19 protein-coding genes are annotated in these 24,028 nt (G+C 68.6%); 7 read left to right on the forward strand and 12 right to left on the reverse strand.

Translation table 11 applies throughout. From position 1 onward, the window contains the following. Positions 1-6 precede the first annotated feature (6 nt). From AOM45_RS15375 to AOM45_RS15400, 6 genes are all read right to left on the reverse strand, one after another. Positions 7-1,152, reverse strand: coding sequence for an enolase C-terminal domain-like protein (locus AOM45_RS15375; protein WP_030468566.1), 1,146 nt, complete (start codon positions 1,150-1,152; stop codon positions 7-9). Continuing rightward, the gene (locus tag AOM45_RS15380; protein WP_030468565.1) at positions 1,149-2,420 is read right to left on the reverse strand and encodes an ABC transporter substrate-binding protein; all 1,272 of its coding nucleotides are present in this window, start codon (positions 2,418-2,420) and stop codon (positions 1,149-1,151) included. The genes AOM45_RS15375 and AOM45_RS15380 overlap by 4 nt, the downstream gene beginning before the upstream one ends. A gap of 9 nt (positions 2,421-2,429) precedes the next feature. Beyond that, positions 2,430-3,311: a carbohydrate ABC transporter permease gene (locus tag AOM45_RS15385; RefSeq protein WP_030468564.1), complete on the reverse strand. Its 882-nt coding sequence runs from the start codon at positions 3,309-3,311 to the stop codon at positions 2,430-2,432. After that, positions 3,308-4,183, reverse strand: coding sequence for a carbohydrate ABC transporter permease (locus AOM45_RS15390; RefSeq protein WP_035910749.1), 876 nt, complete (start codon positions 4,181-4,183; stop codon positions 3,308-3,310). Before AOM45_RS15390 ends, AOM45_RS15385 begins: the two co-directional genes overlap by 4 nt. Continuing rightward, positions 4,180-6,363, reverse strand: a complete 2,184-nt coding sequence (locus AOM45_RS52880; RefSeq protein WP_081902220.1) for a pectinesterase family protein — start codon at positions 6,361-6,363, stop codon at positions 4,180-4,182. The genes AOM45_RS15390 and AOM45_RS52880 overlap by 4 nt, the downstream gene beginning before the upstream one ends. Before the next feature lie 163 nt (positions 6,364-6,526). Beyond that, on the reverse strand, positions 6,527-7,702 hold the full coding sequence (locus AOM45_RS15400; protein WP_030468561.1) for an MFS transporter: 1,176 nt from the start codon (positions 7,700-7,702) through the stop codon (positions 6,527-6,529). A gap of 73 nt (positions 7,703-7,775) precedes the next feature. Here AOM45_RS15400 and AOM45_RS15405 point away from each other — a divergent pair, with 73 nt between their 5' ends. Then, positions 7,776-8,759 carry a LacI family DNA-binding transcriptional regulator gene (locus AOM45_RS15405; RefSeq protein WP_030468560.1) on the forward strand — a complete coding sequence of 328 codons (984 nt, stop codon included), beginning with the start codon at positions 7,776-7,778 and terminating at the stop codon, positions 8,757-8,759. On the opposite strand, the gene AOM45_RS52335 is transcribed toward AOM45_RS15405, so the two are convergent. The 6 genes from AOM45_RS52335 to AOM45_RS15435 form a co-directional block, all read right to left on the reverse strand. Beyond that, on the reverse strand, positions 8,760-9,728 hold the full coding sequence (locus AOM45_RS52335) for a cellulose-binding domain-containing protein (protein WP_201779976.1): 969 nt from the start codon (positions 9,726-9,728) through the stop codon (positions 8,760-8,762). It abuts the gene before it with no gap. A 98-nt stretch (positions 9,729-9,826) separates the two neighbouring features. Then, positions 9,827-11,329, reverse strand: a complete 1,503-nt coding sequence (araA, locus tag AOM45_RS15415; RefSeq protein WP_059362465.1) for an L-arabinose isomerase — start codon at positions 11,327-11,329, stop codon at positions 9,827-9,829. A gap of 17 nt (positions 11,330-11,346) precedes the next feature. Next, a complete protein-coding gene (locus AOM45_RS15420) occupies positions 11,347-12,000 on the reverse strand; it encodes an L-ribulose-5-phosphate 4-epimerase (protein ID WP_030474300.1) in 654 nt (217 codons plus the stop codon). Continuing rightward, positions 12,000-13,682 (reverse strand): ribulokinase, encoded by a 1,683-nt coding sequence (gene araB, locus AOM45_RS15425; RefSeq protein WP_236703605.1) that lies wholly within the window; start codon positions 13,680-13,682, stop codon positions 12,000-12,002. The genes AOM45_RS15420 and araB overlap by 1 nt, the downstream gene beginning before the upstream one ends. Positions 13,683-14,862: 1,180 nt before the next feature. Then, positions 14,863-16,059 (reverse strand): HNH endonuclease signature motif containing protein, encoded by a 1,197-nt coding sequence (locus tag AOM45_RS15430; RefSeq protein ID WP_059362468.1) that lies wholly within the window; start codon positions 16,057-16,059, stop codon positions 14,863-14,865. A 622-nt stretch (positions 16,060-16,681) separates the two neighbouring features. Further along, complete coding sequence (locus tag AOM45_RS15435) at positions 16,682-17,665, reverse strand: LacI family DNA-binding transcriptional regulator (RefSeq protein WP_030474303.1); 984 nt, start codon at positions 17,663-17,665, stop codon at positions 16,682-16,684. Positions 17,666-18,119: 454 nt separating this feature from the next. Here AOM45_RS15435 and AOM45_RS15440 point away from each other — a divergent pair, with 454 nt between their 5' ends. From AOM45_RS15440 to AOM45_RS15465, 6 genes are all read left to right on the forward strand, one after another. Next, positions 18,120-19,097, forward strand: a complete 978-nt coding sequence (locus AOM45_RS15440; RefSeq protein ID WP_169792639.1) for an ABC transporter substrate-binding protein — start codon at positions 18,120-18,122, stop codon at positions 19,095-19,097. A 79-nt stretch (positions 19,098-19,176) separates the two neighbouring features. Further along, entirely contained in the window at positions 19,177-20,706 is a 1,530-nt protein-coding gene (locus tag AOM45_RS15445) for a sugar ABC transporter ATP-binding protein (RefSeq protein ID WP_059362475.1), read from the forward strand. Beyond that, positions 20,703-21,683: an ABC transporter permease gene (locus AOM45_RS15450; protein ID WP_059362478.1), complete on the forward strand. Its 981-nt coding sequence runs from the start codon at positions 20,703-20,705 to the stop codon at positions 21,681-21,683. Before AOM45_RS15445 ends, AOM45_RS15450 begins: the two co-directional genes overlap by 4 nt. Further along, complete coding sequence (gene yjfF / locus AOM45_RS15455; RefSeq protein ID WP_059362481.1) at positions 21,680-22,660, forward strand: galactofuranose ABC transporter, permease protein YjfF; 981 nt, start codon at positions 21,680-21,682, stop codon at positions 22,658-22,660. Before AOM45_RS15450 ends, yjfF begins: the two co-directional genes overlap by 4 nt. 7 nt (positions 22,661-22,667) lie before the next feature. Beyond that, a complete protein-coding gene (locus AOM45_RS15460; RefSeq protein ID WP_236703610.1) occupies positions 22,668-23,540 on the forward strand; it encodes an expansin EXLX1 family cellulose-binding protein in 873 nt (290 codons plus the stop codon). A 43-nt stretch (positions 23,541-23,583) separates the two neighbouring features. Further along, positions 23,584-24,015 (forward strand): nitroreductase family deazaflavin-dependent oxidoreductase, encoded by a 432-nt coding sequence (locus AOM45_RS15465; RefSeq protein ID WP_030473662.1) that lies wholly within the window; start codon positions 23,584-23,586, stop codon positions 24,013-24,015. Positions 24,016-24,028: the final 13 nt, after the last annotated feature.

The following is a 24,028-nucleotide window of genomic DNA, read 5'->3' on the forward strand; positions in this document are numbered from 1 at the left end:
CTTTTCTCACCACACTTCAAGTGTGTGAACTCCGATGTGCTCCAAATTCCAGTCGTCACCGATTCCCGGCCGAGCCGAGAACGTGACGTTCCCGTTCTCGTCGAGCGGATCGGCGATGCTCAGGCGGTGCGGCGGTGTCCGGTCGAAGTCGACGTGCGGGTGCAGCAGACCGCGTTCGTACCACCGGCCGGCGTCGGTCGCGCCCAGCACGGTGAGGCTCGCCGATCCGTTGCCGTGGATCTCGCAGTCCACGTTGAACGCCTCCGCCAGGTGCACGGTCTTGAGCACCGGCGTGATGCCACCGGCACCGACCGGCCCGACCCGCAGGATGTCGCACGCCCCCGAGGTGATCCACTCGGCGCGCGTGTGGTGCTTGCCCCACGCCACCTCCGGGCCGATCACCGGGATGTCGAGCTGGTCCGCGAGCCACCGGTAGGAGCTGGTCGACGCCTCCTCCATCGGTTCCTCGAACCAGTAGAAGTCCAGCTCCTGCAACGCCTTTCCGAGCCGCAGCGCCTCGGTCCGCGAGTACCAGTGGCTCGCGTCGAGCATCAGCGCGACGTCCGGTCCGACCGCCTCCCGCACGGCCCGGCACGCCTCGATGTCACGGGAGACGCTGGGAGCGCCCGGCACCGGTGGCATCCAGGTGTGCAGCTTGATCGCCCGGTAGCCTGCCGAGACCAGGTGCTTGGCGAAGTCGGCGTAGTCGTCCGGCGTCGCGAGCCCGTCGGTGTCGCCGCACATCGTGCTGGCGTAGGCGGGGATCCGAACGCGGGCGCCGCCGGCGAGCTTCCACGCGGGCAGCCCTGCCTTGCGCGCGACGAGGTCCCACAACGCCGTGTCGACGAAACCGAGCGCACGGTCCGTGAACCCGCCGCCCGATCCGCGTTGCCGCCGGGCCATGAGCCGCCACAGGCGTTCGCGGTCCCACGGGTCCTGCCCGGTCAGCACCGGCCGCACGTGCTTTTCGAGCACCGACGGCCGGAGGTGGTCCGGCTGGATCGGGCAGTACCCGGTGGCGCCGTCGGCGTCGGTGATCTCCAGCAACGCCTCGGTGACCTCGTGCTCGGGCGCCGGATGCCGGTGGCCCTCGGGGTCCACGGCCGTGCACGCGGTGGTGGTGAACGTGCGCACGGCCACGCGTTCGATCACTTCCGCTTCTCCCACTCCTGCTGGGCGGTCGTGAGCTTGGCCGCGAGCTGGTTCAGGAACTCCTGCGCGGGCAGCTGGCCCAGCAGCACCTTCTGGTACAGCGGCTCGGTGTCGGTCTTGGTGATCGACGAGTACTCCGGCAGGTAGACCGGCGCGGGCACGAGCACGGTCGCCGGGTCCTCCAGCACGCCGAGCGCCATCTTCACGGCCGGGTTCTTCTGGATCCACTCGGCACCGCGCACGTCGGTGTTCGCCGGGATCTGGCCGACCTTCTCGTTCCAGTACCCGTTGCTCTCCGCGGAGGTCAGGAACTCGACGAACTTCCAGGCCGCGTCGGTGTTCTTGCTGCCCTTGAACACCGCGAAGCCGTCGGTCGGGTTCGGCACGACGGTGCGTTTGCCGGACGGGCCCTTCGGCAACGGCATGGCGGCGACCTTCTGCGGGCCGAGCGCCTTCATGACGTCGGCGGTGGAGCCGAGGTTGTGGTGCATCATCGCGACCGTGCCGCCGGTGAACTGGGCGACCATCTGCGTGTAGTTGTTGTTGACGTCCGCTTCCGGCGTGGACTTCTTGTAGATTCCCGCGATCTTGCCGACCAGCTCGGCGTTGCGCGGGTCCGAGACCGTGCTCTTGCCACCGTCGTAGAACTTGTCGACGCCCGAGTAGGAGTAGGCCTCGGCGAGCAGCTGGAAGATCGAGCCGGCGCCACCGCGGATGGTGAACCCGTACTTGTTGTCGGCGGGCTTGGTGAGCTTCGCGGCCGCGTCGATCAACTGGTCCCAGGTCTCGGGCGCGGCGATCTTCTGCTCGGCGAACAGGTCCGAGCGGTACCAGACGACGTCGAGGTTGCCCGACGCGGGCGCGGCGTAGAGCTTGCCGTCCATCGAGGTCTGCCGCACCGTCTCCAGCAGGCCGGGCAGCAGCTTCCCCTTCAGCGGTCCCGACTCCACCCGCTCGTCCAGCGGCTCCAACGCCTCCTGCCCCACCAGGTGCGCCAGGTACGAGGTCGTGACGCCGCCGACATCCGGTGTCGACCCGCCCGCGATGGCCGTGTCGTACTTCTGCTGCACGGACGAGCTCGGGATGCCGACGTACTCCACCTTGATGTTCGGGTTGGCAGCCTCGAACCGCTTGATCAGCTCTTCGTAGATGGGCGTGCGGCCGGGCCCACCGTTGTTGTCCCAGAACGTGATCGTCGTGGGCCCGTCCTGTCCTCCGGCGGAACACGCGCTCAGCACGAGCGCCAGTGCGACCAGCATTCTTCTCATGTTTCTCCCCTATCCCTTGACCGCACCGGCGCTCAGTCCCTGGACCAGGAACCGCTGCACCACCGCGAAAACCAGCACGACCGGTACCGCGGCGACGACACCGCCGGCCGCGAGCGCCCCGAAGTCGGTGTTGAACTCCCCCAGCGCGTAGCTGAGGCCGACGGGCAGCGTGAACTTGTCCTGTTTGCTCGCGAACATCAGCGCGAACAGGAAGTTGTTCCAGGCACCGATGAATGCGAACGACCCGACGGCCACGAGCGCGGGTCGCAGCTGCGGCAACGTCACGGCGAAGAACGCGCGCAGCCGCGAACAGCCGTCGACCATCGCGGCTTCCTCGAGCTCGACCGGGACGTTGCGGACGAACCCGCTCATCAGGATCAGCGCGAGCGGCAGCTGGAACGCGGTGTCCGCGATGACCAGTCCGGTGAGGCTGTTCAACAACCCGGCGGACTTGAAGATCACGAACAACGGGATCAGCAGCATGGCGCCGGGGATGAACTGCGTGCACAGCAACGCGAGCAGGAACACCCGCTGGCCGCGGAACCTGAAGCGCGCCAGGGCGTAGCCGCCCATCAGGGCGAACACCGTGACCACGACGAGCGTGCCGAGCGCGATGATCAGGCTGTTCTGGAAGAACAACCCGAACCCGATGCCGTTCCACACGGTGTCGAAGTGCTCGAACGTGATCGGCCACGGCACGAGCGCGGTCTCCCCCGCCGGCCGCAGCGCGAACACGAGCATCCAGTAGAACGGGATGAGCGTGAACAACAAGTAGAGCAGCAGCGGGAGGTGCAGCCGGAGGTACCGGCCGGGATCGCGGTGCTTCTTGCGCCGCGGCGGCACCGGTGGCGGCGGCGAGACGGTCGCCGGACGGGTGAGGGTCTGGGTCATGCCCGGCTCCCGAACTTGGACAGCCTCAGGTAGAGGATCGAGAAGAACAGCAGGATCACGAAGCCGGCCATCGTGAGCGCCGAGCCGTAGCCGAAGTCGTGCGAGTCGACGGCCTTGCGCGCCACGTACAGCGGCAGCGTGGTGGTCTGGTTCGCCGGGCCACCGCCGGTGAGCGTGTAGATCAGGTCGACGTTGTTGAACTCCCACACCGCGCGCAGCAACGTCGACAGCACGATCGCGTCGCGCAGGTGCGGCAGGGTGACGCTGACGAACCGGCGCCACCGCCCGGCCCCGTCGACCGACGCCGCCTCGTACAGGTCGTTCGGGATGGTCTGCAGGTCGGCGAGCAGCAGGATCGCGAAGAACGGCACGCCGCGCCACAGCTCGGTGACAACGGTCGCCGGGAACACCGTGGCCGGGTCGCCGAGCACCGAGGTGCCGGGATCCCCGATGCCCCACTGCGCGAGCTGCTGGAAGATCCCCGTCGACGGGTTGTAGAGCAGGATCCAGATGCCCGTGGTGAGCACGCCGGACACCGCCCACGGCGAGAACACCAGCGACCGTGCCAGCGCGCGGCCGACGAACGTCTCGTTCACGATCAACGCGAGGACCAGGCCCAGCACCAGTTGCAGGCCCACCTCGACGACGACCCACTTGGCACTGAACGCGAGGCTCTGCCAGAAGAGCTGGTCCTCGAACAGCATCCGGCGGAAGTTCTCGAAGCCGATGAAGCCGTTCTTCCACGGCTGCGTGACGGTGTGCTGGCGGAGGCTGAACCACCCGACGCTCGCGATCGGGTAGACCAGGAACACCGCCATCAGCACCAGGGTGGGAGCGATGAGCGCGTACGGCGCCCAGGTGCGAGTCCTCACGCCGGGTTCCACCCACTCAGGTAGGCGTTCTTCGTGTACTGCTTCGCTTGCTCGTCGGTGAGCTGCGGCCGGTCGGTGCCGGTGCCCGCACCGGGGCCGGTGTTGCGGTACTCCGCGAACCTGGCATCACGCCACGGGAAGCCGGACATGTCCGTCCACGGCACGGGCTTGATCGCGGCGGGCAGTTCGGTGTTGCGGATGACGACCTGGGCGATGGCCTCCGGGTCGCCGCCGGGGTGCCACGGCCTGCCGAGGAAGTACGTTCCGGCGGGCGCGTCGCTGCGGATCTTCGAGTTGACGATCAGGAAGCCGTGCTGGTTGGCACGTTGCGTGCTGGCCGCGGTCACGTACCCGTTCGGGTCGCTGCCGCGGGTGAGCGCGGTGATCGTCGCCCGGTCGAAGACGGCGGTGGCACGGCCGAAGATGAAGTCGACGTCACCGGTGATCGCGCAGTCCCGGTAGTACTGGCGGGACCTCGTGGTCACGTTCGGGCTGTCGGCGTACAGCGTGTCCTGGTGGCCTTCGAAGTGCACGCGGTCGAAGAACATCCGGTCGCCGGTGGCCTTCACCGCGACGGCCTGGGTGTTCGTGATCTCCGGGTGCTGCCTGCGGTCGAAGGAGTTCCGGAACGTGAGGTCGCGCGCCTCGAAGTCGTCCGCGGCGATGGTCGCGGTGGCGCTGCCGGACGTGCCGTACGTGGTGCCGTCGGGTTTCTTGGTGCCGTTCGCGTTGTCGTAGTCGATCACGACGTCCTGCGCGCGCCCGGTGGCACCGCGCAGGGTCAGGCCGCGCTTGCTCGCCGGGATCTTGACGACCTCGCGGTACACGCCCTTCGGAATCGTGATCACGGCACCGGCCGGCGCGGCGTCGATCGCGGCCTGTACGGTCGCGAAACCCTTGCCCACCACCAGATGCCGGCCAGCCGATTGCGCGCCGGCCTTCAGGTTCCTGATCCGGTGCGCGGGTTCGAGGCCTCGGTTGAGCGTCGGCGTCCAGCCCGCGTCCGTGCCGAGCTTCTTCTCCGGGTTCGCGGCGTTGAACGCGTCCACCAGGCTGGTGGGCCTGCCGTCGACCAGGTTGCCGGTGTCGGTGATCGCCGTGCCGCCCCAGTTGTAGACGATCTTCTCGGGGGCGATGCCGCGGATGAGGTTGTTCTGCGCGTAGATCTGGGACTTCACGCCGACGCCCCAGCTGTACACCTGCGAGCCCTCGTACAGGTTGTCGTAGACGTGCACCTGACCGAACCGCACTCGGGGCGCGCGTTCCTGGACGTTGCGGAAGACGTTGTGGTGCACCGAGACGCGCAGCTTGCCGGGGTCGGTCGTGGAGCTGTTCGACGAGCCGATCAACATGGTCTTGCCGTGCTCGCTGAAGATGTTGCGGGACACCGTGACGAGGTCCGCGGCCGAGGTGATGTCGAGCTGGCCGTCGTGCACCTGGTACGGCCGCTGGAAGTACAGCGGCTGGGTGCTGTCGACGTTCGGTTCGTCGGTGAACGTGTTGTGGTCGACCCACACGTGCTCGGACTTCTGCACGGACACCGAGTCGTAGAGCGAGTTCCAGTTGCCGGGCGGCGAACCGGGGCTCGAGTCCGTGGGATCCCACTGCGGGAAGCAGTCGCTGGTGTCGCGGAACGTCAGGTTGCGCACGATCACGTTGCGCGCGCCGTGGATCCGCAGGCTGCCACCGGTGATCCCGGCGCCGCGGCCGGTGCCGATGATCGTGGTGTCCGAGCCGACGTTCAGCGCGATGGTCGCCTCCTGCCGCTTCGCCGACGCGGCCCTGGCGTTCTCCAGCGGTCCCTCGGGTTCGCGCTCCCAGCCCCAGACCGCGGGGTCGTAGGCGGCGAGGTACCCGGCCAGGGTGTAGCCGTCGGCCGCGTAGTCCTTGCACGCCAACGGTTTCCCGGTGTCGTCGGTGTTCGCGTCGATCACGCCGCTGACCTTGATGATCCGCGGCGCCGGGGAGACCAGTGCCGCGACCAGTTCGGCGCGCGTGCGCACCTCGTGCACGTTGCTCGCGGGGGCGGCCGCACCGCCGGTCGTGCCCGGCCCGCTGGAGGCCCACCCGTCGCCCGCGGGCAACACCTCCCTGGCCGGGTCGTGGCCGGCGTGCGCGGGGAGGCTCACCGCCCCGACACCTGCGCACGCCAAAACCAGCGCGCCAACGAAAAGCCGCATGACGGAATACCCTTCAGAAAGGATTCACATTCTTGAACACCGTCCACGATCGTGAAACGGATATTACGAATGTGTCCGCCGTGCGTCAACGGAGCGAATTCATTCGACAATTCAGCGCGGCATTCGACGACCTGTCGAGTCGAATGCCGTCGAATTGCCGAATTCAGGACTCGGCGGGCCTGCGCATCGCAGGCACGAGCGCCAGTGCGGGCAGCAGGAGCAACGGCACCACCAGCAGGCCGCGCAGGACGCCGACGTGGTCGCCGAGCAGGCCTACGAGCGGCGGTCCCGCCAGGAACGCCGTGTAGCCGATGACGGCGACGACGCTCACGCGGGCGGCCGCGCGTTCCGGCTCGTCCGCGGCGGCGCTCATGCCGACCGGGAAGCCCAGCGCGGTGCCGAGCCCCCACACGGCCACGCCGGCCACCGCCACGAGCGGAGATCCGCCGAACACCGCCAGCGCCACCCCGGACGCGGCCAGCAGCATCGTGGTGACGAGCACCGGCACGCGACCCCAGCGGTCCAGCGCGATCGTGCCGAAGATCCGGCCGAACGTCATCGTCGTGACGAACACGCCGAACACGATCGCGCCCGTCGCGGGGTCGACCTGGTAGCCGTCGATGAACGCCACCGCCACCCAGTCGTTCGCAGTGCCCTCGGTGAACGCGAGCACCAGCACGAGCAGCCCGATCAGCAGCGTGCGCGGCTCCCGCCAGGCGGCCATGACCCCGCTGCTCTGACCCTGCTCCGCCTCACCGGCCAGTTTGTAGGCGCGCGCCGCGAGCAGCGTGCCTGCCGCGACGATCGCCGCCACCACGGCCAGGTGCGCGGTCACCGGCAGGAGCACCCAGGCGGCCAGGGACGCGAGACCGGCGGCGGCCACGGTGCCGAGGCTCCACATGGCGTGGAACCGCGGCATGACCGTGCGGCCGAGAGCGCGTTCCACCTCCGCCGCTTCCACGTTCATCGCCACGTCGCACGTGCCGGAGCCGTACCCGAGCACGAAGATCCCGATCCCCGTCAGCAGCACCGACGGGAACGCCCCGATGCCGACGCCCGCTGTGGCAAGCCCCGCGGAGACGACCACCGCCGACACGTACACCGTGCGCTTGGGCCCGAGCCGGTGCGTGACCTCTCCGGCGGTGAGCATCGCCAGGAACGCGCCCGCGGACATGGACAGCAGCAGCAACCCCAGCGCACCCGGCGTCAGCCCGAGCGCGTCGCGGGCGGCGGGCACGCGGGCGAACCAGGTCGCCACGGCCACGCCGTTGAGCCCGAAGGTCACCGCGACGCCTGCGGCAGCGGATCGGACCTGATCGCGTGACACGGTGACCGCCATTCCGGTACCCCTTTCTCGATACACAAAGTACATACCCCACACATGAGAGCGCTTCCACCGCAATACTGCGGAGATGACGGCAGAACGCACCGCCACGCTGGACGACGTGGCAAAGGCCGCAGGCGTGTCACGGGCGACCGCCTCACGTGTGGTCACCGGCCAGGGCCCGGCATCACGACACGCACGCGACCGCGTCGCCGCGGCCGTGGCCGCGCTCGGCTACGTGCCGGACGCCGCCGCCCGCGCACTGGTCACCCGCACGGGCACACGCCTCGCCATCGCGGTCATCGGCCACACCGCCGCCGTGCTCGACGATCCGTACGTCGGCCGCGTGCTGACCACGGCCGCGCACGTCGCGGCCGAGCGCGAGGTCGGGGTGTCGCTGCACTGGTTGCCCCTGAACGATCCCGGCTCACTCGCGAGGCTCGCCGACGGCCGCGGGCTCGGCGGCCTCGTGGTGGTCAACCCGACGCGGCCGGCGCTCGAGACCGTGCCGCGGAACCTGCGCGGCCGGGTGGTCGCGATCGGCGTCGGCGCACGTGACGTGCCGTCGTTCGACGTCGACAACCGCGCCGGGACCGAGGGGGTGGTGCGGCACCTGGTGCGCACCGGCCGGCGCAGGATCGCGATGGTCACCGGGCCCGCCTGGCTGCCGTGCGGAGACCGTGCCGTCGAGGCCTACCGGCAGGTGCTGCACGACAGCGGCGGCGAACCCAGGGTCGTGCCCGGTGACTTCACCGCCGTCCGCGGTGCCCGCGCGGCGGCCGAGATCATGGCGCGGTGGCCGGACACCGACGCGGTGTTCGCGTTGAGCGACCTCACCGCTCTGGGTGTCCTGGACGGACTGCACGCGCTCGGCGTGCAGGTGCCGGGCGACGTGGCGGTGGCGGGGTTCGACGACATCGCGTTCGCCGGTCTCAGCCGCCCGGCGCTCACCACGAGCACGCACCCGGTGGAGGAGATCGCCACGGCGGCGGCCCAGGCCGTGCTCGACCGGCACAACACCGGCCGAGCCACGTTCTTCCCGTCCCGGCTCGTCGTCCGGGACAGCGCCTGATCACTCCACCGTGCAGGCCTCGCCGTTGAGGGCGAACACGCCGGGGACGGAGTTCCTGCCGCGCACCGAACCGTTGAACCCGATCTGCACCGAGGCACCGGGCGCGATCTGCGGGTTGTAGTTCGCGTTCACGGCGTTGACGGTCGCACCGGACTGGCGCGACGTGGCGTTCCACATGCCGTCGACGGTCTGGCCGTCGGCGAAGCTCCACCTGAGGGTCCAGCCGTTGATCGTCGACGTGCCGGTGTTGCGCACCGTCACGCTGGCCTGGAAGCCGCCGGGCCACTGGTTGGTGACGCGGTACGCGACGGCGCAGACACGGGCGGGCGGACGTGGCGTCGTGGTCGTCGGGCGGGGCTGGGTCGTGGTTGGACGGGGCTCCGTCGTGGTCGGTGACTGAGGCGGGAGCGCCGCTCTGGTGGTCGTGCCCGGCGTTCCCGGAGTTCCCGGGGCGTTGGGGATCGGCGGAGCCGCGAGGGGCGGGGCGGCGTCGAGGCCGTTGCAGGGCGGGCCCCAGAGCCCCCTGTTGGCGGCGGCCGCCTCCGTCTCGGCGCTGATCAGCGGTCCGCCGTCCGCACCCTCCGCGCGCAGCACGCCGCGCTGCACCGCGAGCAACGCGTAGTCGGTGCCGTCCTCCAGCGTCAGGTTCACCTCGCCGGACAGGAAACGGTTGATCCGGACGGCGCTGGCCAGCAGGGTCGACCTGGCGAACGCGAGCGCGCCCGCCGACCAGCAGTCCGGCGGCGCCGCGAGCTGAGCCACACGCACCGCTGTACCGTCGGCGAGCTCAACGGTCCGTGCGTCGAGCACGTCACGCACGAAGTGAAGGACGTTCTCGGGCCGTGTGTCCTCGTTGATGAGCGAAGGCTGCTTGACGGGCATGCGGGTGGACGGCGCCGACTCCGGCGGTCCTCCGGTACACGCTCCGGTGAGCAGGACCACAACCACGAGCAACTGCCTGCGTGACACCACTAACCCCTATTGTCGTTGAATCTTGAACGACAATAGGGGTTCAAGCGGCCCGTGGAATCGACCGTTCGGAGTGGACTGCTGCGTCCTAATTCGAGTCAGTTGATTCCGTTTGCCAGGCGGTGGTACGCCGAATTCCAGCGCAACCGGTCGAGGAAGGACGCCGGCGTGGTGTCGGCGTCGATCAGCACCAGTTCGGTCGCCGCCATGGTGGCGAAGTCCCGCAGCGTCTCGGCCCCGACCGCGTGGGTCATGACCGTGTGGTGGGGTCCGCCGGCGGTGAGCCAGCACTCGGCCGAGGTGGACAGTGACGGTGCGGGCTGCCAGACCGCGCGGGCGACGGGCAGGTTGGGCAGCGGCTCGTCGGGTGGGACGACGGTGACTTCATTGGCCACCAATCGGAAGCGGTCGCCGAGGTCGGCCAGGCCGATCACGACGGCGGGTCCGGGGGTGGCGTCGAAGACGAGTCGGACGGGGTCTTCGCGGTCGCCGATGCCGAGCGGGTGGATCTCGCACGACGGCTGGTCGGCGGCGATGGTCGGGCAGACTTCGAGCATGTGGGCGCCGAGGATCTTCGGGGTGCCGGGTCCGAAGTGGTAGGTGTAGTCCTCCATGAACGAGGTGCCGCGGCCGGTTCCGGTGCCCATGGCCTTGACGGCGGCGAGCAGTGCGGAGGTCTTCCAGTCGCCTTCGCCGCCGAAGCCGTAGCCGTCGGCCATGAGCCGTTGGACGGCGAGGCCGGGGAGCTGGCGCAGTCCGCCGAGGTCCTGGAAGTTCGTGGTGAACGCGCCGAAGCCGCCTTCGTCCAGGAAGGACCGCAGGCCGATCTCGATGCGCGCGGCGTAGCGCAGCGAGTCGTGCCGCTCTCCCCCGCGGGCGAGTTCCGCGGCGAGCCGGTAGGTCTCGGCGTAGTCGGCCACGAGCAGGTCGATGTCCGCGTCAGCGACGGCGTCCACCTTCTCCACGAGATCGTTCACGCCGTAGGTGTTGACCGAGACACCGAACCGCAGCTCCGCCTCGACCTTGTCGCCCTCGGTCACCGCGACATCGCGCATGTTGTCACCGAACCGAGCCAGCTTCAACGACCGCAGATGCGCCACACCCGCCGCCGCACGCGCCCAGCCGTCGATGCGCTCGGCCAGGTGCGGGTCGCTCGCGTGACCCGCCACCGTCTTGCGCGCCACGCCGATCCGCGTCTGGATGTAGGCGAACTCCCGGTCGCCGTGCGCGGCCTGGTTGAGGTTCATGAAGTCCATGTCGATGGTCGACCACGGCAGGGCTTCGTTGAGCTGGGTGTGCAGGTGCAGCAACGGTTTGCGCAGCAGGTCCAACCCGGTGATCCACATCTTCGCCGGGGAGAACGTGTGCATCCACGCGATCACACCGACGCACGACGGGTCGTTGTTGGCCTCCTGCATGACCGCGCGGATGGCCGCGGAGTCGGTCAGCACCGGCTTCCACACGATCTCGGTGCTGATCCGGCCGCTGTCGCTGAGCATCCGCTGGATCTGCTGGGACTGCGCGGCCACCTGGTCGAGCGTCTCGGGACCGTAGAGGTGCTGGCTGCCCGTGAGGAACCAGATCTGGGGCTTGCCCGGCATGTGCTCTCCTTCTGGGCTCACTGGCCGTAGACGTTCTGGTAGCGCTGGTAAAGCCGGTCGACGTGTTCCTGCTCGATCGGTTCGGCCTTGCCGAGTTGGAGTGCGAAGTGGACGGTGCGTGCGACGTCCTCGAGCATCACCGCGGACTTCACCGCGGCCCGAGGCGTGGCACCGACGGTGAACGGTCCGTGGTTGCGCATGAGCACCGCGGTGGACCTGCTGGTGCGCAGGGTTTCCACGATGCCCTTGCCGATGGAGTCGTCGCCGATCAACGCGAACGGGCCGACCGGGATCTCCCCGCCGAACTCGTCCGCGATCATCGTCAGCACGCACGGGATCGGCTCCCCGCGCGCCGCCCACGCTGTCGCGTAAGGGGAATGCGTGTGCACCACCCCGTTGACCTCGGGCATGTGACGGTAGACGTAGGCGTGCGCGGCGGTGTCCGACGACGGCGCGTACTCGCCCTCGACGAGCTTGCCGTGCAGGTCGGTGACGACCATCGCGTCCGGCCCGAGGTCGTCGTAGGACACACCCGACGGCTTGATCACCATCAGGTCCTGACCCGGGACGCGCGCGGACACGTTGCCCGCGGTCCAGATCACCAGCTCGTACTTGGTCAGCTCGCGGTGCAGGTCGGCGACCGTGCGGCGCAGCTCCGACGTGACGGACATCAGTTCTTCGCCTCCAGTGCGTCACGGCGGTACTGGCGCAACCGGTGCATGACGTCGTTGGCGCCACGCCCGAAGTAGTCGTGCAGCTCGAGGTAGTCGAGGAACAGCCGTTCGTAGGCCTCGACGTTCTCGGGGATGGGCGTGAAGACGTTGCGGCGCACGGATCCCATGGCCTTGGCGGCCTCGCGGATGTCCTCGAACGCCCCCGCGGCCACCGCCGCGTGCATCGCCGAACCGAGCGCCGGCCCCTGCGCCGAGCCGATGACCGACAGCGGCAGGTTCACGACGTCGGTGTAGATCTGCATCAGCAGGGCGTTCTTGATGAGCCCGCCCGCGATCACCAGTTCGGTGACCGGCACGCCGGCGTCGGTGAAGGTGTCGATGATGACCCGCGTGCCGAACGCCGTGGCTTCGAGGAGCGCCCGGTAGACGTCCTCGGCCTTCGTCGCCAGCGTCTGCCCGACCACAACCCCCGACAGCTCGTGGTCGACCAGCACGGACCTGTTGCCGCTGTGCCAGTCCAGCGCGACCAGCCCGTGCTCACCAACCCGTTGCGTGGCAGCGAGTTCGGTGAGGAGTTCGTGCACCGTGATGCCGCGCTCGTTCGCCTGCTCGTGGTAGGCGGGCGGAACCTGGTTCTTCACGAACCAAGCGAAGATGTCACCGACACCGCTCTGCCCGGCCTCGTAACCCCACAACCCCGGAACAATGCCGCCGTCCACGACACCGCACATGCCAGGAACCTCACGCAGCACATCGCCGCTCATCACGTGACACGTGGACGTGCCCATGATCGCGACCATCTGCCCCGGCTCCACCGCCTGCGCGGCCGGAGCGGTCACGTGCGCATCGACGTTGCCGACCGCGACCGCAATGCCCTCGGGCAACCCGGTCCACTCGGCGGCCTGCTTGGTGAGAGTCCCGGCCTTGTCGCCCAGCGCGGACAACGGGTGGTCGAGCTTGTCGGCCACGAAGTTCTCGAACTGCGGGTTGAGCTGCTTGAGGAAGTCCTCGCTCGGATACGCACCGTCCTGGTGAATCCCCTTGTACCCGGCCGTGCAGGCGTTGCGCGTGTACGTGCCCGTGAGCTGCCAGATGATCCAGTCGGCGGCCTCGACCCAGTGCTCCATGGCCGCGTAGACCTCAGGCGCCTCCTCCAGCACCTGCAGCCCCTTGGCGAACTCCCACTCGGAGGAGATCAATCCGCCGTACCTCGCGAGCCACGGCTCCTTGCGCTGCCGGGCGAGCTCGTTGATCCGGTCGGCCTGCCCCTGCGCAGCGTGGTGACGCCAGAGCTTGATGTAGGCGTGGGGATTCTCGGCAAACTCCGGCAGGTCGCACAACGGCGTCCCGTCAGCGGTAACCGGAACCATCGTGCAGGCCGTGAAGTCCGTCCCGATGCCGATCACCTGCTCCGCCGAGATCCCGGCCGCCTCAACGGCCTGCGGGACGGCGGTGCGCAGGACGTCGAGGTAGTCGGCCGGAACCTGCAGCGCCCACTCCGGCGGCAACGGCCGCCCAGTAGCAGGCAGAACCTGGTCCACCACACCATGGCGGTACTCGGACACGGCGGTACCGAGCTCGGCACCATCACGGACGCGCACGACCACGGCGCGGCCGGACAGGGTGCCGAAGTCGACACCCACCACACACGCGTCGCGGTCGATCGTCTTGTCAGTCACGCGCTGAGTGTTATCGCTAACATTCGGTCCGTCAAGATGCCCCGCACACATCGTGATTTCCCAGCGAGCACGGGAAATGGTAACGGCGTGAGCGCACGACAAAACGCCCACGCCAGGAGGGCCGCTCCGGCCTGGTCGCCTCGGCTGCTCCGGCTGGCTTGGCTGCCCCGGCTGGCCTGGCTGCCTTGGTCGCCCCGATCAGCGGATCGGCTGCGGGCCGGTCGGCTGATCACGGGATGGTGGGTTGGACTACGAGCCTGGTCGACTGACAGCGGATGACTGGTCAGCCGCAGGGCCCGGTCGGCCGGTCGGCCCGTCGGCCGGTCGCGGATGGCGCGGGTCGGCTGGTTGCGACTGCTTGGTTGCGTTGGAGCGTGCCGAGTGCCGTTGCGCGGGGTCGGCTTGCGCTGGAATTTGGGCGGGTCGGCTTGGGGTGGTTCGGCGCGGGTTCCAGCGGGGTGGTCACCTTTTGCTGGTTCGTGTCGCTTTATGTTGGTGGTCGCTTGGGCCGTATGACGAGCCGGGTCATTTCATCGCCGCTTCGCGACGATTGCGATTGGGGCTTGACTTCGGGGCCCTTGCGAGGCGCTGTGTCGGGCGGAAAAGGTCGGATGCTTCGCACCCGCCCGATCCGAAAAGGCTAGCACCTCGCACCCAAAGTCAAGCCCCAATCGCATTCGTGCGTGGTTCCGTTTGTTGTTCGGCTCACCTCATTACCGGTTGCCCGCGTTCGCATTGCCCTGTCCGGCTCGGCTTCGCCATCGCGGTTGTTGGGGGCTCGGCTTCGCCGTCGTGGCGTTGGCAAGGGAGGTTCGGCTCGGCTTTGCCATCGCCATCTTCCATTGCCATTGCGGCTTGCCTTCGGCTTCGCGAGATTAGCCGTACTGGATGCGGCCTCGCGGAGACAGCCCCGCGTGACGAGAGAAACGCACGGGAGGAGCAAAGTGCTGGGAGAGAAATAGCCGTCCGTTGCAGCCGTTGGTCAGCAGCGCCGGCCAGGCGACTGGCCGTGTCGCGGAGGCGTAGGCGAGGTGACTGGCCGTGCCCTGGACAGCATTCATCAGCCTGCCTCGCCGTGGTCAGGACGCCTTCATCGACACCGCCCCCGTAGGCCAGGCGGCCTTCATCGACACCGCCTCCCCGTAGCCAGGCGGCCCGCACCAACACCGCTTCGCTGTGGTTAGGCGGTGTTGATCAGGTTGCGCCGGGGACTTCGTTGGGAGTCAAGCCAGGCCGGTGGGTAGAACGTCGGCATCCCGGTGACCAGCTTGACCTCCCACTCGCTCTGGTGGATGAGCGTGTGGTGGTGGCGGCAGAGCAGCACCGCGTTGTCCACCGACGTGTCGCCGCCGTTGGCCCAGTGGCGAATGTGGTGGGCGTCGCACTGCCTGGGCGGTCTGCCGCAGCCCGGGAAGGCGCAGCCCCGATCCCTCGTGACGAGGGTCCGGCGAATTGCAGCCGGGAAGGTACGGGTCTTGCGGCCGACGTTCAGCGGCTGGCCCGCTCCGCCCAGGACCATCGGGATGATGCCCGCGTTGCAGGCCAGCTCACGCACCTGCTCGACCGGGACGCGGTCGCCGTTGTCGAGGGTGGCGTGGCCGACCTGGTTGGCCAGGTCCTCGTAGGGCATGGTCAGGGTCAAGGTGACTGGTTCGCCGCCGTGCTCCGGCAGCTGGTCGGCCCGCAGCATCAGATCGACCAGCTCGGCCAGGGCGTCGCCCTCGCGTTCCTCGCGGGAGCGCAGGTCCGGGCCCTCTTCAGCGGTGGTCGGGCGGGGCTTGGCCAAGGGATCGAGCAGCGCCTCGTACTTCGCGCCGGTGACCTTGTCGAGCTTCGCGCAGATCTCCAGTCGCCCGTTCTTCCAGAACATCGAGTGCTGATTGCCCAGCGGCGCAGGCTTGGGGTCGCGGGGCTCCGGGTCGTCTTGGAAGAGGCTGTAGGCGAGTTTCGCACCCAGGGTGCGGACGGTGTGGGGCTCGAAGTCGCGGGCGTAGCCCACCACGTCGGCTTCGCGGTCGGCGGGCACGGTCTGCATCACCGCCGCGACCGCCGCCACGTGCTCGACCGACAGCGCGCCCTCGGCCACCGCCTCCGCCGTCAGCGGAAGCTTGGGGGCGAGTTCGCTGCCGGTCGGGGTGATCTCGTTGGTCAGCAGGGCGGCGTTGTCGATCCAGCGCTTGGCGATGTGGATGTCCCAGCGGACGACGTGCCGCAGCACCCGCGGCAAATTCCTGTAGCCGAGTTCGCTCGCGGCTCCGCGCCGATCCAATTCGGCGGCGATCTGCAACGCGGCATTCTCACGAACCCGGATTTCCGTCACCTCGTCGACGAGACTGCGGAGCAGCTCGTCAGTGGAGAGGAGGCGGGTTTCGATCACGTGTTCTAATCTACCGCAAGATCACGGCAAGATAACGGGAAAAGCGGAACACGATAGGGTGAAACAACCAGTCTGATCCGCAAAGCCGAAGGCAAGCGGCGAGGGCGAAGCCGAGCCGAACCGGGCAATCCGAACGCAGGCAAGCGGTAATGAGGTGAGCCGAACAACAAACGCAACCACGCACGCTTGCGATTGGGGCTTGACTTTGGGAGCGAGGTGCTAGCCTTTTCGGATCGGGCGGGTGCGGAGCATCCGACCTTTTCCGCCCGACACAGCGCCTCGCAAGGGCCCCGAAGTCAAGCCCCAATCGCAATCGTCGCGAAGCGGCGATGAAATGACCCGGCTCGTCATACGACCCACGCGCCCACCAACACAAAGGCGACCACACCAGCAAAAGGTGACCAACCCCGCTGGAACCCGCACCGAACCACCCCAAGCCGACCCGCGCACGCCCAACGCAAGCCGACCCCCGCAAGCCGACCCGGCGCTACGCCACCCGGTTCGTTCCAACGCCCCCGGCACGCCCCAACGCAAGCCGACCAGCACCACTCAAGCACCCGCCAACTCAAAGTCGACCAACGAGTGGCGACCACCCCCGCAGGACCAGCCGCCACCCCACCCCTCACGCAGGCGGCGCTACGCTCGCCCGAGTGACCAACACCGGCGCAATGGCCCGCCGAGGCCGAGCCGTCTCCCCATCGCTCAACTGCTCCAGCAGCAACCCCAACGTCTCCCGCGCCACCGCCGCGAAGTCCGGGCGCACGGTCGTCAACGGTGGGATGAAGTACGCGGCCTCGGGCACGTCGTCGAAGCCGATGACGCTCACGTCGTGCGGCACTCGACGGCCCCGTTCGCTCAGCGCCAGCAGCAGGCCGAGCGCCAGGTGGTCGTTCGAGCAGAACACCGCGGTCACCTCCGGCATCCTCGCCAGCATCTGGCCTGCGCGGTGGCCCGATGCCGCGCTCCAGTCCGCCGTCACCAGCGGTGGCACCTCGGCGTTGGCCGCCTCCAGGGCTCGGCGCCAGCCCTGGGCCCGGCCCGCCGCGTCGAACCAGTCGGTGGGGCCTGACACGTGCCAGACCGTTTGGTGGCCCGCTTGGAGCAGGTGGGTTGTCGCCTCGAACGCGCCTGCCGCCTGGTCCACCGTCACCAGCGGGGTCGGGCGGTCCGGGTCGCCGTCGACCGTCACGAGCGGTACGCCTGCCGGGACGTCGGCCAGGGCGTCGGCGGCCGAGCCGTTCGGGGCGATCACCACGATGCCGGCCACGCGTTGGTCGCGGTGGCGTTCTACTGCGGCCGCGATCGAGTCGCGGTCCAGCACTGTCACGCGGCGGACGCTCACGGCGAAGCCTGCCTTGCCGGCCGCTTCCTCGAAGGCGGACAGCAGCGAGGCCGGGCCGTACAGCGTCGAGTTCTGCGCCACCACGCCGATCAGCTGGGTCTTGCCGGTGACCAGCGCCCTCGCCGCGCGGTTGGGGCGGTAGTCGAGTTCCTTGATGGCCGCCTGCACGCGCAGTCTGGTCTGCTCGCGGACGTTCGGGTGGTTGTTCAGGACGCGCGAGACCGTCTGGTGCGATACCCCTGCGAGTCGTGCGACGTCGGTCATCGCGGGGTCACGCGAGGTCTTCTCCACGAGCGGGCTCCGATCCCTTGGTCTAGACCGATATGTTAGCGATAACACCAGTCAGTCAGGATGCGACACCTTTATCGCCTTCCTCATTTCAGGCCGAACATCGCACGTCAGCGGGTTTTTGAGGCAGCCGATCCGCCCTGCTGACCACCGATCGCTCGATGATGCGTGAGGTGCCCCGTTGCACCAACACACACTGGCCGGCAGGCGACTTCGGCAGCGAGAAGGCGCCGCGAGCGCGCTGCGGACCAGGGCGTCCGCTGCACGCAAGTGTGCCTCTCGTGCTCGAAGTGAGCGCTAACATAAGGCTGCGAACTCGTTACGAGCAATGGCTTGACGCGCCGGATGTGAGCGTTCACTGTTGTCCACCTGACAGCCGCGGGCACGTGGCCGGGCTCCGCGACACCGTAGTCACCTCGGAGGAATCGCTGTGCTGAAGAAGATCACGACAGCCGCCAGCGTGATCGCGCTGTGCGCGCTCGCCGCGTGTGGTTCTGGTTCTGGCGGTGCCGGCAACGGCACTGGTTCATCCGGTGGCGACGCCATCACGATGGGCTTCGCCCAGGTGGGCGCGGAGAGCGGCTGGCGCACCGCCAACACCAAGTCGATCCAGGAAGAGGCCAAGGCCGCCGGGATCGACCTGAAGTTCTCCGACGCGCAGCAGAAGCAGGAGAACCAGATCAAGGCGATCCGCTCCTACATCCAGCAGAAGGTCAAGGTCATCGCGTTCTCCCCGGTGGTGGAGACCGGCTGGGACACCGTGCTGCTGGAGGCCAAGCGGGCCAACATCCCGGTCATCCTGACCGACCGCGCGATCGACTCCGACGACACGTCGCTGTACAAGACGTTCCTCGGCTCGGACTTCGTGGAGGAGGGCCGCAAGGCCGGTGACTGGATGGTCGCCAACGCCACCGGCCCCACCAACGTCGTCGAACTGCAGGGCACCACGGGCGCGGCTCCCGCGATCGACCGCAAGAAGGGCTTCGAGGAGAAGATCGCCTCCAAGCCCGACATCAAGATCGTGGCGTCGCAGACCGGTGACTTCACCCGCTCCGGCGGCAAGCAGGTCATGGAAGCCTTCCTGAAGTCCCAGCCCAAGATCGACGTCGTCTACGCGCACAACGACGACATGGGCCTCGGTGCGATCGAGGCGATCAAGGCCGCGGGCAAGGTGCCCGGCAAGGACATCAAGATCATCACGGTGGACGCGGTCAAGGACGGCATGACCGCCCTGGCCAACGGCGAGATCAACTACATCGTCGAGTGCAACCCCCTGCTCGGCAAGCAGCTCATGGAACTCGCCAAGAAGGTCGTCAAGGGCGAAGACGTCCCCGCACGGGTCGTCACCGAGGAAGGCGCCTTCAACCAGGAACAGGCCAAGGCAGCGCTCCCCACGCGCCAGTACTGATCCCACCAAAAGACTGCGGGACCCGTCGCTCTGCCCAAGTGGCGACGGGTCCCGCACCCCAATGACGAGGGCCCCAGCCATGACCGAGTCACTGTCACCGGTCGTCGAGATGCGAGGCATCAGCCTCGCGTTCCCCGGCGTGAAGGCGTTGCAGGACGTCGACTTCCGGCTGTTCCCCGGCGAAGTGCACGCCCTCATGGGCGAGAACGGCGCCGGCAAGTCCACCCTGATCAAGACCCTGACCGGCGTCCACCGGCCCGACAGCGGGCAGGTCGTCCTGGCGGGCACCGACGTGGCGTTCTCCTCCCCCGGCCAGGCGCAGGAAGCCGGGATCAGCACGGTGTACCAGGAGGTCAACCTCTGCGCGAACCTCACGGTCGCGGAGAACATCCTGCTGGGCCGCGAACCGAGAAAGCTCGGCGGCATCGACTTCCCCGCCATGCGCAAGCGCGCGGCGGAAGTGCTGTCGCGCATCGGAGTGCACATCGACCCCGCGTCGAGCCTCGGTGAACACCCGATCGCCGTGCAGCAGCTCGTCGCCATCGCCCGCGCCATCACGATCGACTGCCGGGTGCTCGTGCTCGACGAACCGACGTCCAGTTTGGACGCCGGCGAGGTCGCCGAGCTGTTCCGCATCATGCGCGTCCTGCGCGACGAAGGCGTCGCAATCCTCTTCGTCTCCCACTTCCTCGACCAGGTCTACGAGATCTCCGACCGCATGACGGTGCTGCGCAACGGAACCCTCGTCGGCGAGCACCTCAGCGCGGACGTCGACCGCCGGGCGCTCATCGCCCAGATGATCGGCCGCGACCTCGGCGCGCTGGAGGCGATCGAGGAAGCCGCGGAGAAGCACCAGGCCGACGGACCCGTGCTGGTGCAGGCGGAAGGCCTCGGCCGCCGTGGCGCGATCGAACCGTTCGACCTCGACATCCGCGCGGGCGAGGTGGTCGGCCTCGCAGGGCTTCTCGGCTCCGGCCGCACGGAACTCGCGCGGCTGCTGTTCGGCGCCGACAAGGCCGACTCCGGCCGGTTGCTCGTCGACGGCAAACCGCTGCACCTGCGCGGACCGCGCTCCGCGATCGCCGCCGGCATCGCGTTCAGCTCCGAGGACCGCAAGGGCGAAGGGCTAGTCGCCGACCTCAGCATCCGCGACAACCTCGTGCTGGCCATGCAGGCCGCCCGCGGCTGGACCCGCCCGCTGTCCCGCCGCGTCAAGGACGAGCTCGTCGAGAAGTACGTGGCGGCACTGGACATCCGGCCCGCCAACCCCGACGCGCTCGTGCGCACGCTCTCCGGCGGCAACCAGCAGAAGGTCCTCCTGGCCCGCTGGCTCGTCACCGAACCACGACTGCTCATCCTCGACGAGCCGACGCGCGGCATCGACATCGGCGCCAAGGCCCAGATCCAGCACCTCGTCACGACCCTCGCCGCGGAAGGCACCGCGATCCTGTTCATCTCCGCGGAACTGGAAGAGGTCGTCCGCATCGCCGACCGGATCGTCGTCCTGCGCGACCGGCACAAGATCGCCGAGCTCGACGGCAGCGCGAGCCTCGACGAGGTCGTCGAGCTGATCGCCGGCGGTGCCGCACCGGAGAAGGTGGCGTCATGAAGAACCGGTTGCTCTGGCCGCTGATCGCACTCGCCGCGCTGCTGGTGCTCAACCTCGTCGTGACGCCGTCGTTCTTCGCGTTGCGCATGCAGGACGGCCACCTCTACGGCGGACTCGTCGACGTGCTCAAGAACGGCGCACCGACCCTGCTGATCGCCCTGGGCATGACGCTGGTCATCGCCACCCGCGGCATCGACCTCTCCGTCGGTGCCGTCGCCGCGATCGCCGGTGCGGTGACCTGTGTCCACATCGGATCCTCCGGTGACGCGGGCACGGCGTTCGTCGGCATGGCGATCGCGCTGGTGCTCTGCGCGGTGCTGGGCCTGTGGAACGGTTTCCTGGTGGCAGGACTCGGCATCCAGCCCATCATCGCCACCCTGGTCCTGATGACCGCGGGCCGTGGTGTCGCCATGCTGGTCACCGAAGGTCAGATCATCACCGTCAACAACGACCCGTACCGCCAGGTCGGCGCCGGGTTCGTGGTGCTGCCGATCTCGATCCTGATCGCCCTCGCGGTGCTGGGCCTGGTCGCGTTCACCACCCGCAAGACCGCACTCGGCATGCTGATCGAATCTGTCGGCGTGAACCCCGAGGCCTCCCGCCTCGCCGGCGTGAAATCGAAGACGATCATCTGGACCGTCTACGTCTTCGCCGCCGTCTGCGCGGGCATCGCGGGCCTGATGATCAGCTCGAACGTGAGCGCCGCCGACGCCAACAACGCGGGCCTGTGGATCGAGATGGACGCGATCCTCGCCGTCGTCATCGGCGGCACCTCGCTCGCCGGTGGCCGCTACTCGCTGACCGGCACCCTGCTCGGGGCGCTGATCATCCAGACGCTGACCACCACCGTCTACACGATCGGCGTCGCACCCGAGGTCACGCTGGTCTTCAAGGCGATCGTCGTCATCGCGGTCTGCCTCGTGCAGGCACCGAAGGCCCGCGCCGCACTCAGCTTCCGGAAGGTGGCCGTCTCATGACCGCTCTCGCCCAACGAGTGCCGTCACGGTTCCTCCCCGTCCTCGCGACCGTGATCCTGTTCGTCCTCGCCTTCGGCGTGGGCTCGGTGCGGTACGACGGGTTCGCGTCCGGTCAGGTCATCGCGAACCTGTTCATCGACAACGCCTTCCTCATCGTGCTCGCCGCCGGCATGACCTTCGTCATCCTCAGCGGCGGCATCGACCTCTCCGTCGGCTCCGTCGTCGCACTGTCCACAATGGTCACCGCCGCCGGACTCCGCGCAGGATGGCCGGTCCCCCTGGTCATCATCGCCGTCCTGCTGATCGGCTCGACGCTCGGACTGCTCATGGGCCTGGTCATCCACAAGTTCGACATCCAGCCCTTCATCGTCACCCTCGCCGGCATGTTCCTCGCCCGCGGCCTCTGCTTCCTCATCAGCGTGGAATCCGTCTCCATCAAGGACACCACCTTCCGCGACGTCGCCACCGCCGTCATCGAACTGCCCGGCGGCGTCACGATCACCTACAACGTGATCATCGCGCTCCTGGTCGTCCTCGCCGCCCTCTACGTCCTGCACCGCACCCGCTTCGGCCGCACGGTCTACGCGGTCGGCGGCAACGAGCAGTCCGCACTGCTGATGGGACTCAAGACCTCACGAGCCAAGGTCGGCGTGTACGTCATCAGCGGTTTCTGCTCCTCGCTCGCGGGCCTGCTGTTCAGCCTCTACATGCTCTCCGGCTACGGCCTGCACGCCGTCGGCATGGAACTCGACGCCATCGCGGCGGTCGTCATCGGCGGCACGCTGCTCGCCGGCGGCGTCGGCTACGTGCTCGGCGGGCTGGTGGGTGTGCTGGTGCTCGGCACGATCCAGACGCTGATCTCGTTCCAGGGCACGCTCAGCTCGTGGTGGACGAAAATTGTGATCGGTGTCCTGCTGCTGGTCTTCATCGCCGTGCAGCGAACTATGATGCGTGGCCGCTTCCGTTCCCTCGCCTAGGAGTCACATGCTGGTCAGACGGTGGCCGATGGCCGCAGTGCTCGCGTTGGTGGTCGTGGTCGCCGGTGTGGTGGGCGTGGTCGCGCTGCGCGGCCAGCCCGGTGTCGCGGGCGAGGCCGTCGCCGCAGCCGGTGTGAGCGCCGCGGCGGACCTCGGTGAGGCCACGTCCGTCCCGAGCAGCTCGGTGAGCCCGACCACGACGACGAGCACCACCACGACGACAGCCTCCGCACCACCGAAGGCACCGACCCCGGCCGCCGCACCCCTGGCGGGAAAGCTCCAGCCGGGCGTGACCCGCACCGGGGTGGCGACGTTCTACGACTCCAACGGCAGCGGCGCGTGTTCGTACGACGCGAGCCCCGACCCGCTGACCGCGGCGATGAACTGGTCGGACTACGAGGACTCCGCGGCGTGCGGTGCGTACGTCCTGGTCAAGGCGGCCAACGGCAAGAGCATCACCGTGCGGATCACGAACCTCTGCCCCGCGCCCTGCCGGGTCGGGCAGCTCGATCTGAGCGCGCAGGCGTTCGCCCAGCTGGCACCACCCGTCCAGGGTGAAATCCCGATCACCTGGACGCTCGTGAGCCCGGCGCTGTCGAAGAAGATCTCGATCCGCTACAAGACCGGCTCCAGCCAGTACTGGTGCGGCATCCAGGTCATCGACCACCGCAACCCGGTGGCACGGCTGGAGGTCCAGGCCGGCGGGCAGTGGAGGCAGCTCAAGCGCGCCGACTACAACTACTTCCTCTCCGAGAACGGGGCGGGCTGCGGCGGTCAGGTCGCGGTCACCGACCTCTACGGCGAACGCCTGGTCCTGAACGCCCTTCCGGTCAAACCGGACGTGATCCAGCCCACCACCGTGCAGTTCGCCCAGCACTGAGCGGGCGGGGAATGCCGTCCGCGAGCACATTGTTGATCGTGACATGGCGAACGAGACCGTGGAGCTCAGCCCCACCGAGTGGGTGCAGAACCAGACGAAGAAGATCCTGGAGACGGGAACCACCGAGGGCATCAAGGTGCTCGGCAAGCCGATCGTGCTGCTGACCGTGCGCGGGGCGAAGAGCGGCAAGCTGCGCTACACCCCCGTCATGCGCGTGGAGCACGACGGCAGCTACGCCGTGGTGGCGTCCAAGGGCGGCGCACCCGAGCACCCCACCTGGTACCACAACATCGTGGCGCACCCGGAGGTCGTCCTGCAGGACGGCACGGTGGTGAAGAACTACGTCGCCCGCGAGGTCGACGGCACCGAGCGGGCCGAGTGGTGGGAGCGGGCCGTGGCGGCCTACCCGTCCTACGCCGAGTACCAGACCAAGACCGACAGGCAGATCCCGGTTTTCGTGCTCGACCCGAAGTGACGGGCAGGCCGCG

It is taken from the genome of Lentzea aerocolonigenes, from assembly GCF_000974445.1.
Classification (GTDB): Bacteria; Actinomycetota; Actinomycetes; order Mycobacteriales; family Pseudonocardiaceae; genus Lentzea; species Lentzea aerocolonigenes.

Coding starts and splice junctions, on each gene's coding strand:
- AOM45_RS15380 (WP_030468565.1), bottom strand. CDS start 2,420: ATGAGAAGAATGCTGGTCGCACTGGCGCTCGTGCTGAGCGCGTGTTCC.
- AOM45_RS15385 (WP_030468564.1), bottom strand. CDS start 3,311: ATGACCCAGACCCTCACCCGTCCGGCGACCGTCTCGCCGCCGCCACCG.
- AOM45_RS52880 (WP_081902220.1), bottom strand. CDS start 6,363: ATGCGGCTTTTCGTTGGCGCGCTGGTTTTGGCGTGCGCAGGTGTCGGG.
- AOM45_RS15400 (WP_030468561.1), bottom strand. CDS start 7,702: ATGGCGGTCACCGTGTCACGCGATCAGGTCCGATCCGCTGCCGCAGGC.
- AOM45_RS15405 (WP_030468560.1), top strand. CDS start 7,776: ATGACGGCAGAACGCACCGCCACGCTGGACGACGTGGCAAAGGCCGCA.
- araA (WP_059362465.1), bottom strand. CDS start 11,329: ATGCCGGGCAAGCCCCAGATCTGGTTCCTCACGGGCAGCCAGCACCTC.
- AOM45_RS15420 (WP_030474300.1), bottom strand. CDS start 12,000: ATGTCCGTCACGTCGGAGCTGCGCCGCACGGTCGCCGACCTGCACCGC.
- AOM45_RS15435 (WP_030474303.1), bottom strand. CDS start 17,665: ATGACCGACGTCGCACGACTCGCAGGGGTATCGCACCAGACGGTCTCG.
- AOM45_RS15445 (WP_059362475.1), top strand. CDS start 19,177: ATGACCGAGTCACTGTCACCGGTCGTCGAGATGCGAGGCATCAGCCTC.
- AOM45_RS15450 (WP_059362478.1), top strand. CDS start 20,703: ATGAAGAACCGGTTGCTCTGGCCGCTGATCGCACTCGCCGCGCTGCTG.
- yjfF (WP_059362481.1), top strand. CDS start 21,680: ATGACCGCTCTCGCCCAACGAGTGCCGTCACGGTTCCTCCCCGTCCTC.
- AOM45_RS15460 (WP_236703610.1), top strand. CDS start 22,668: ATGCTGGTCAGACGGTGGCCGATGGCCGCAGTGCTCGCGTTGGTGGTC.
- AOM45_RS15465 (WP_030473662.1), top strand. CDS start 23,584: ATGGCGAACGAGACCGTGGAGCTCAGCCCCACCGAGTGGGTGCAGAAC.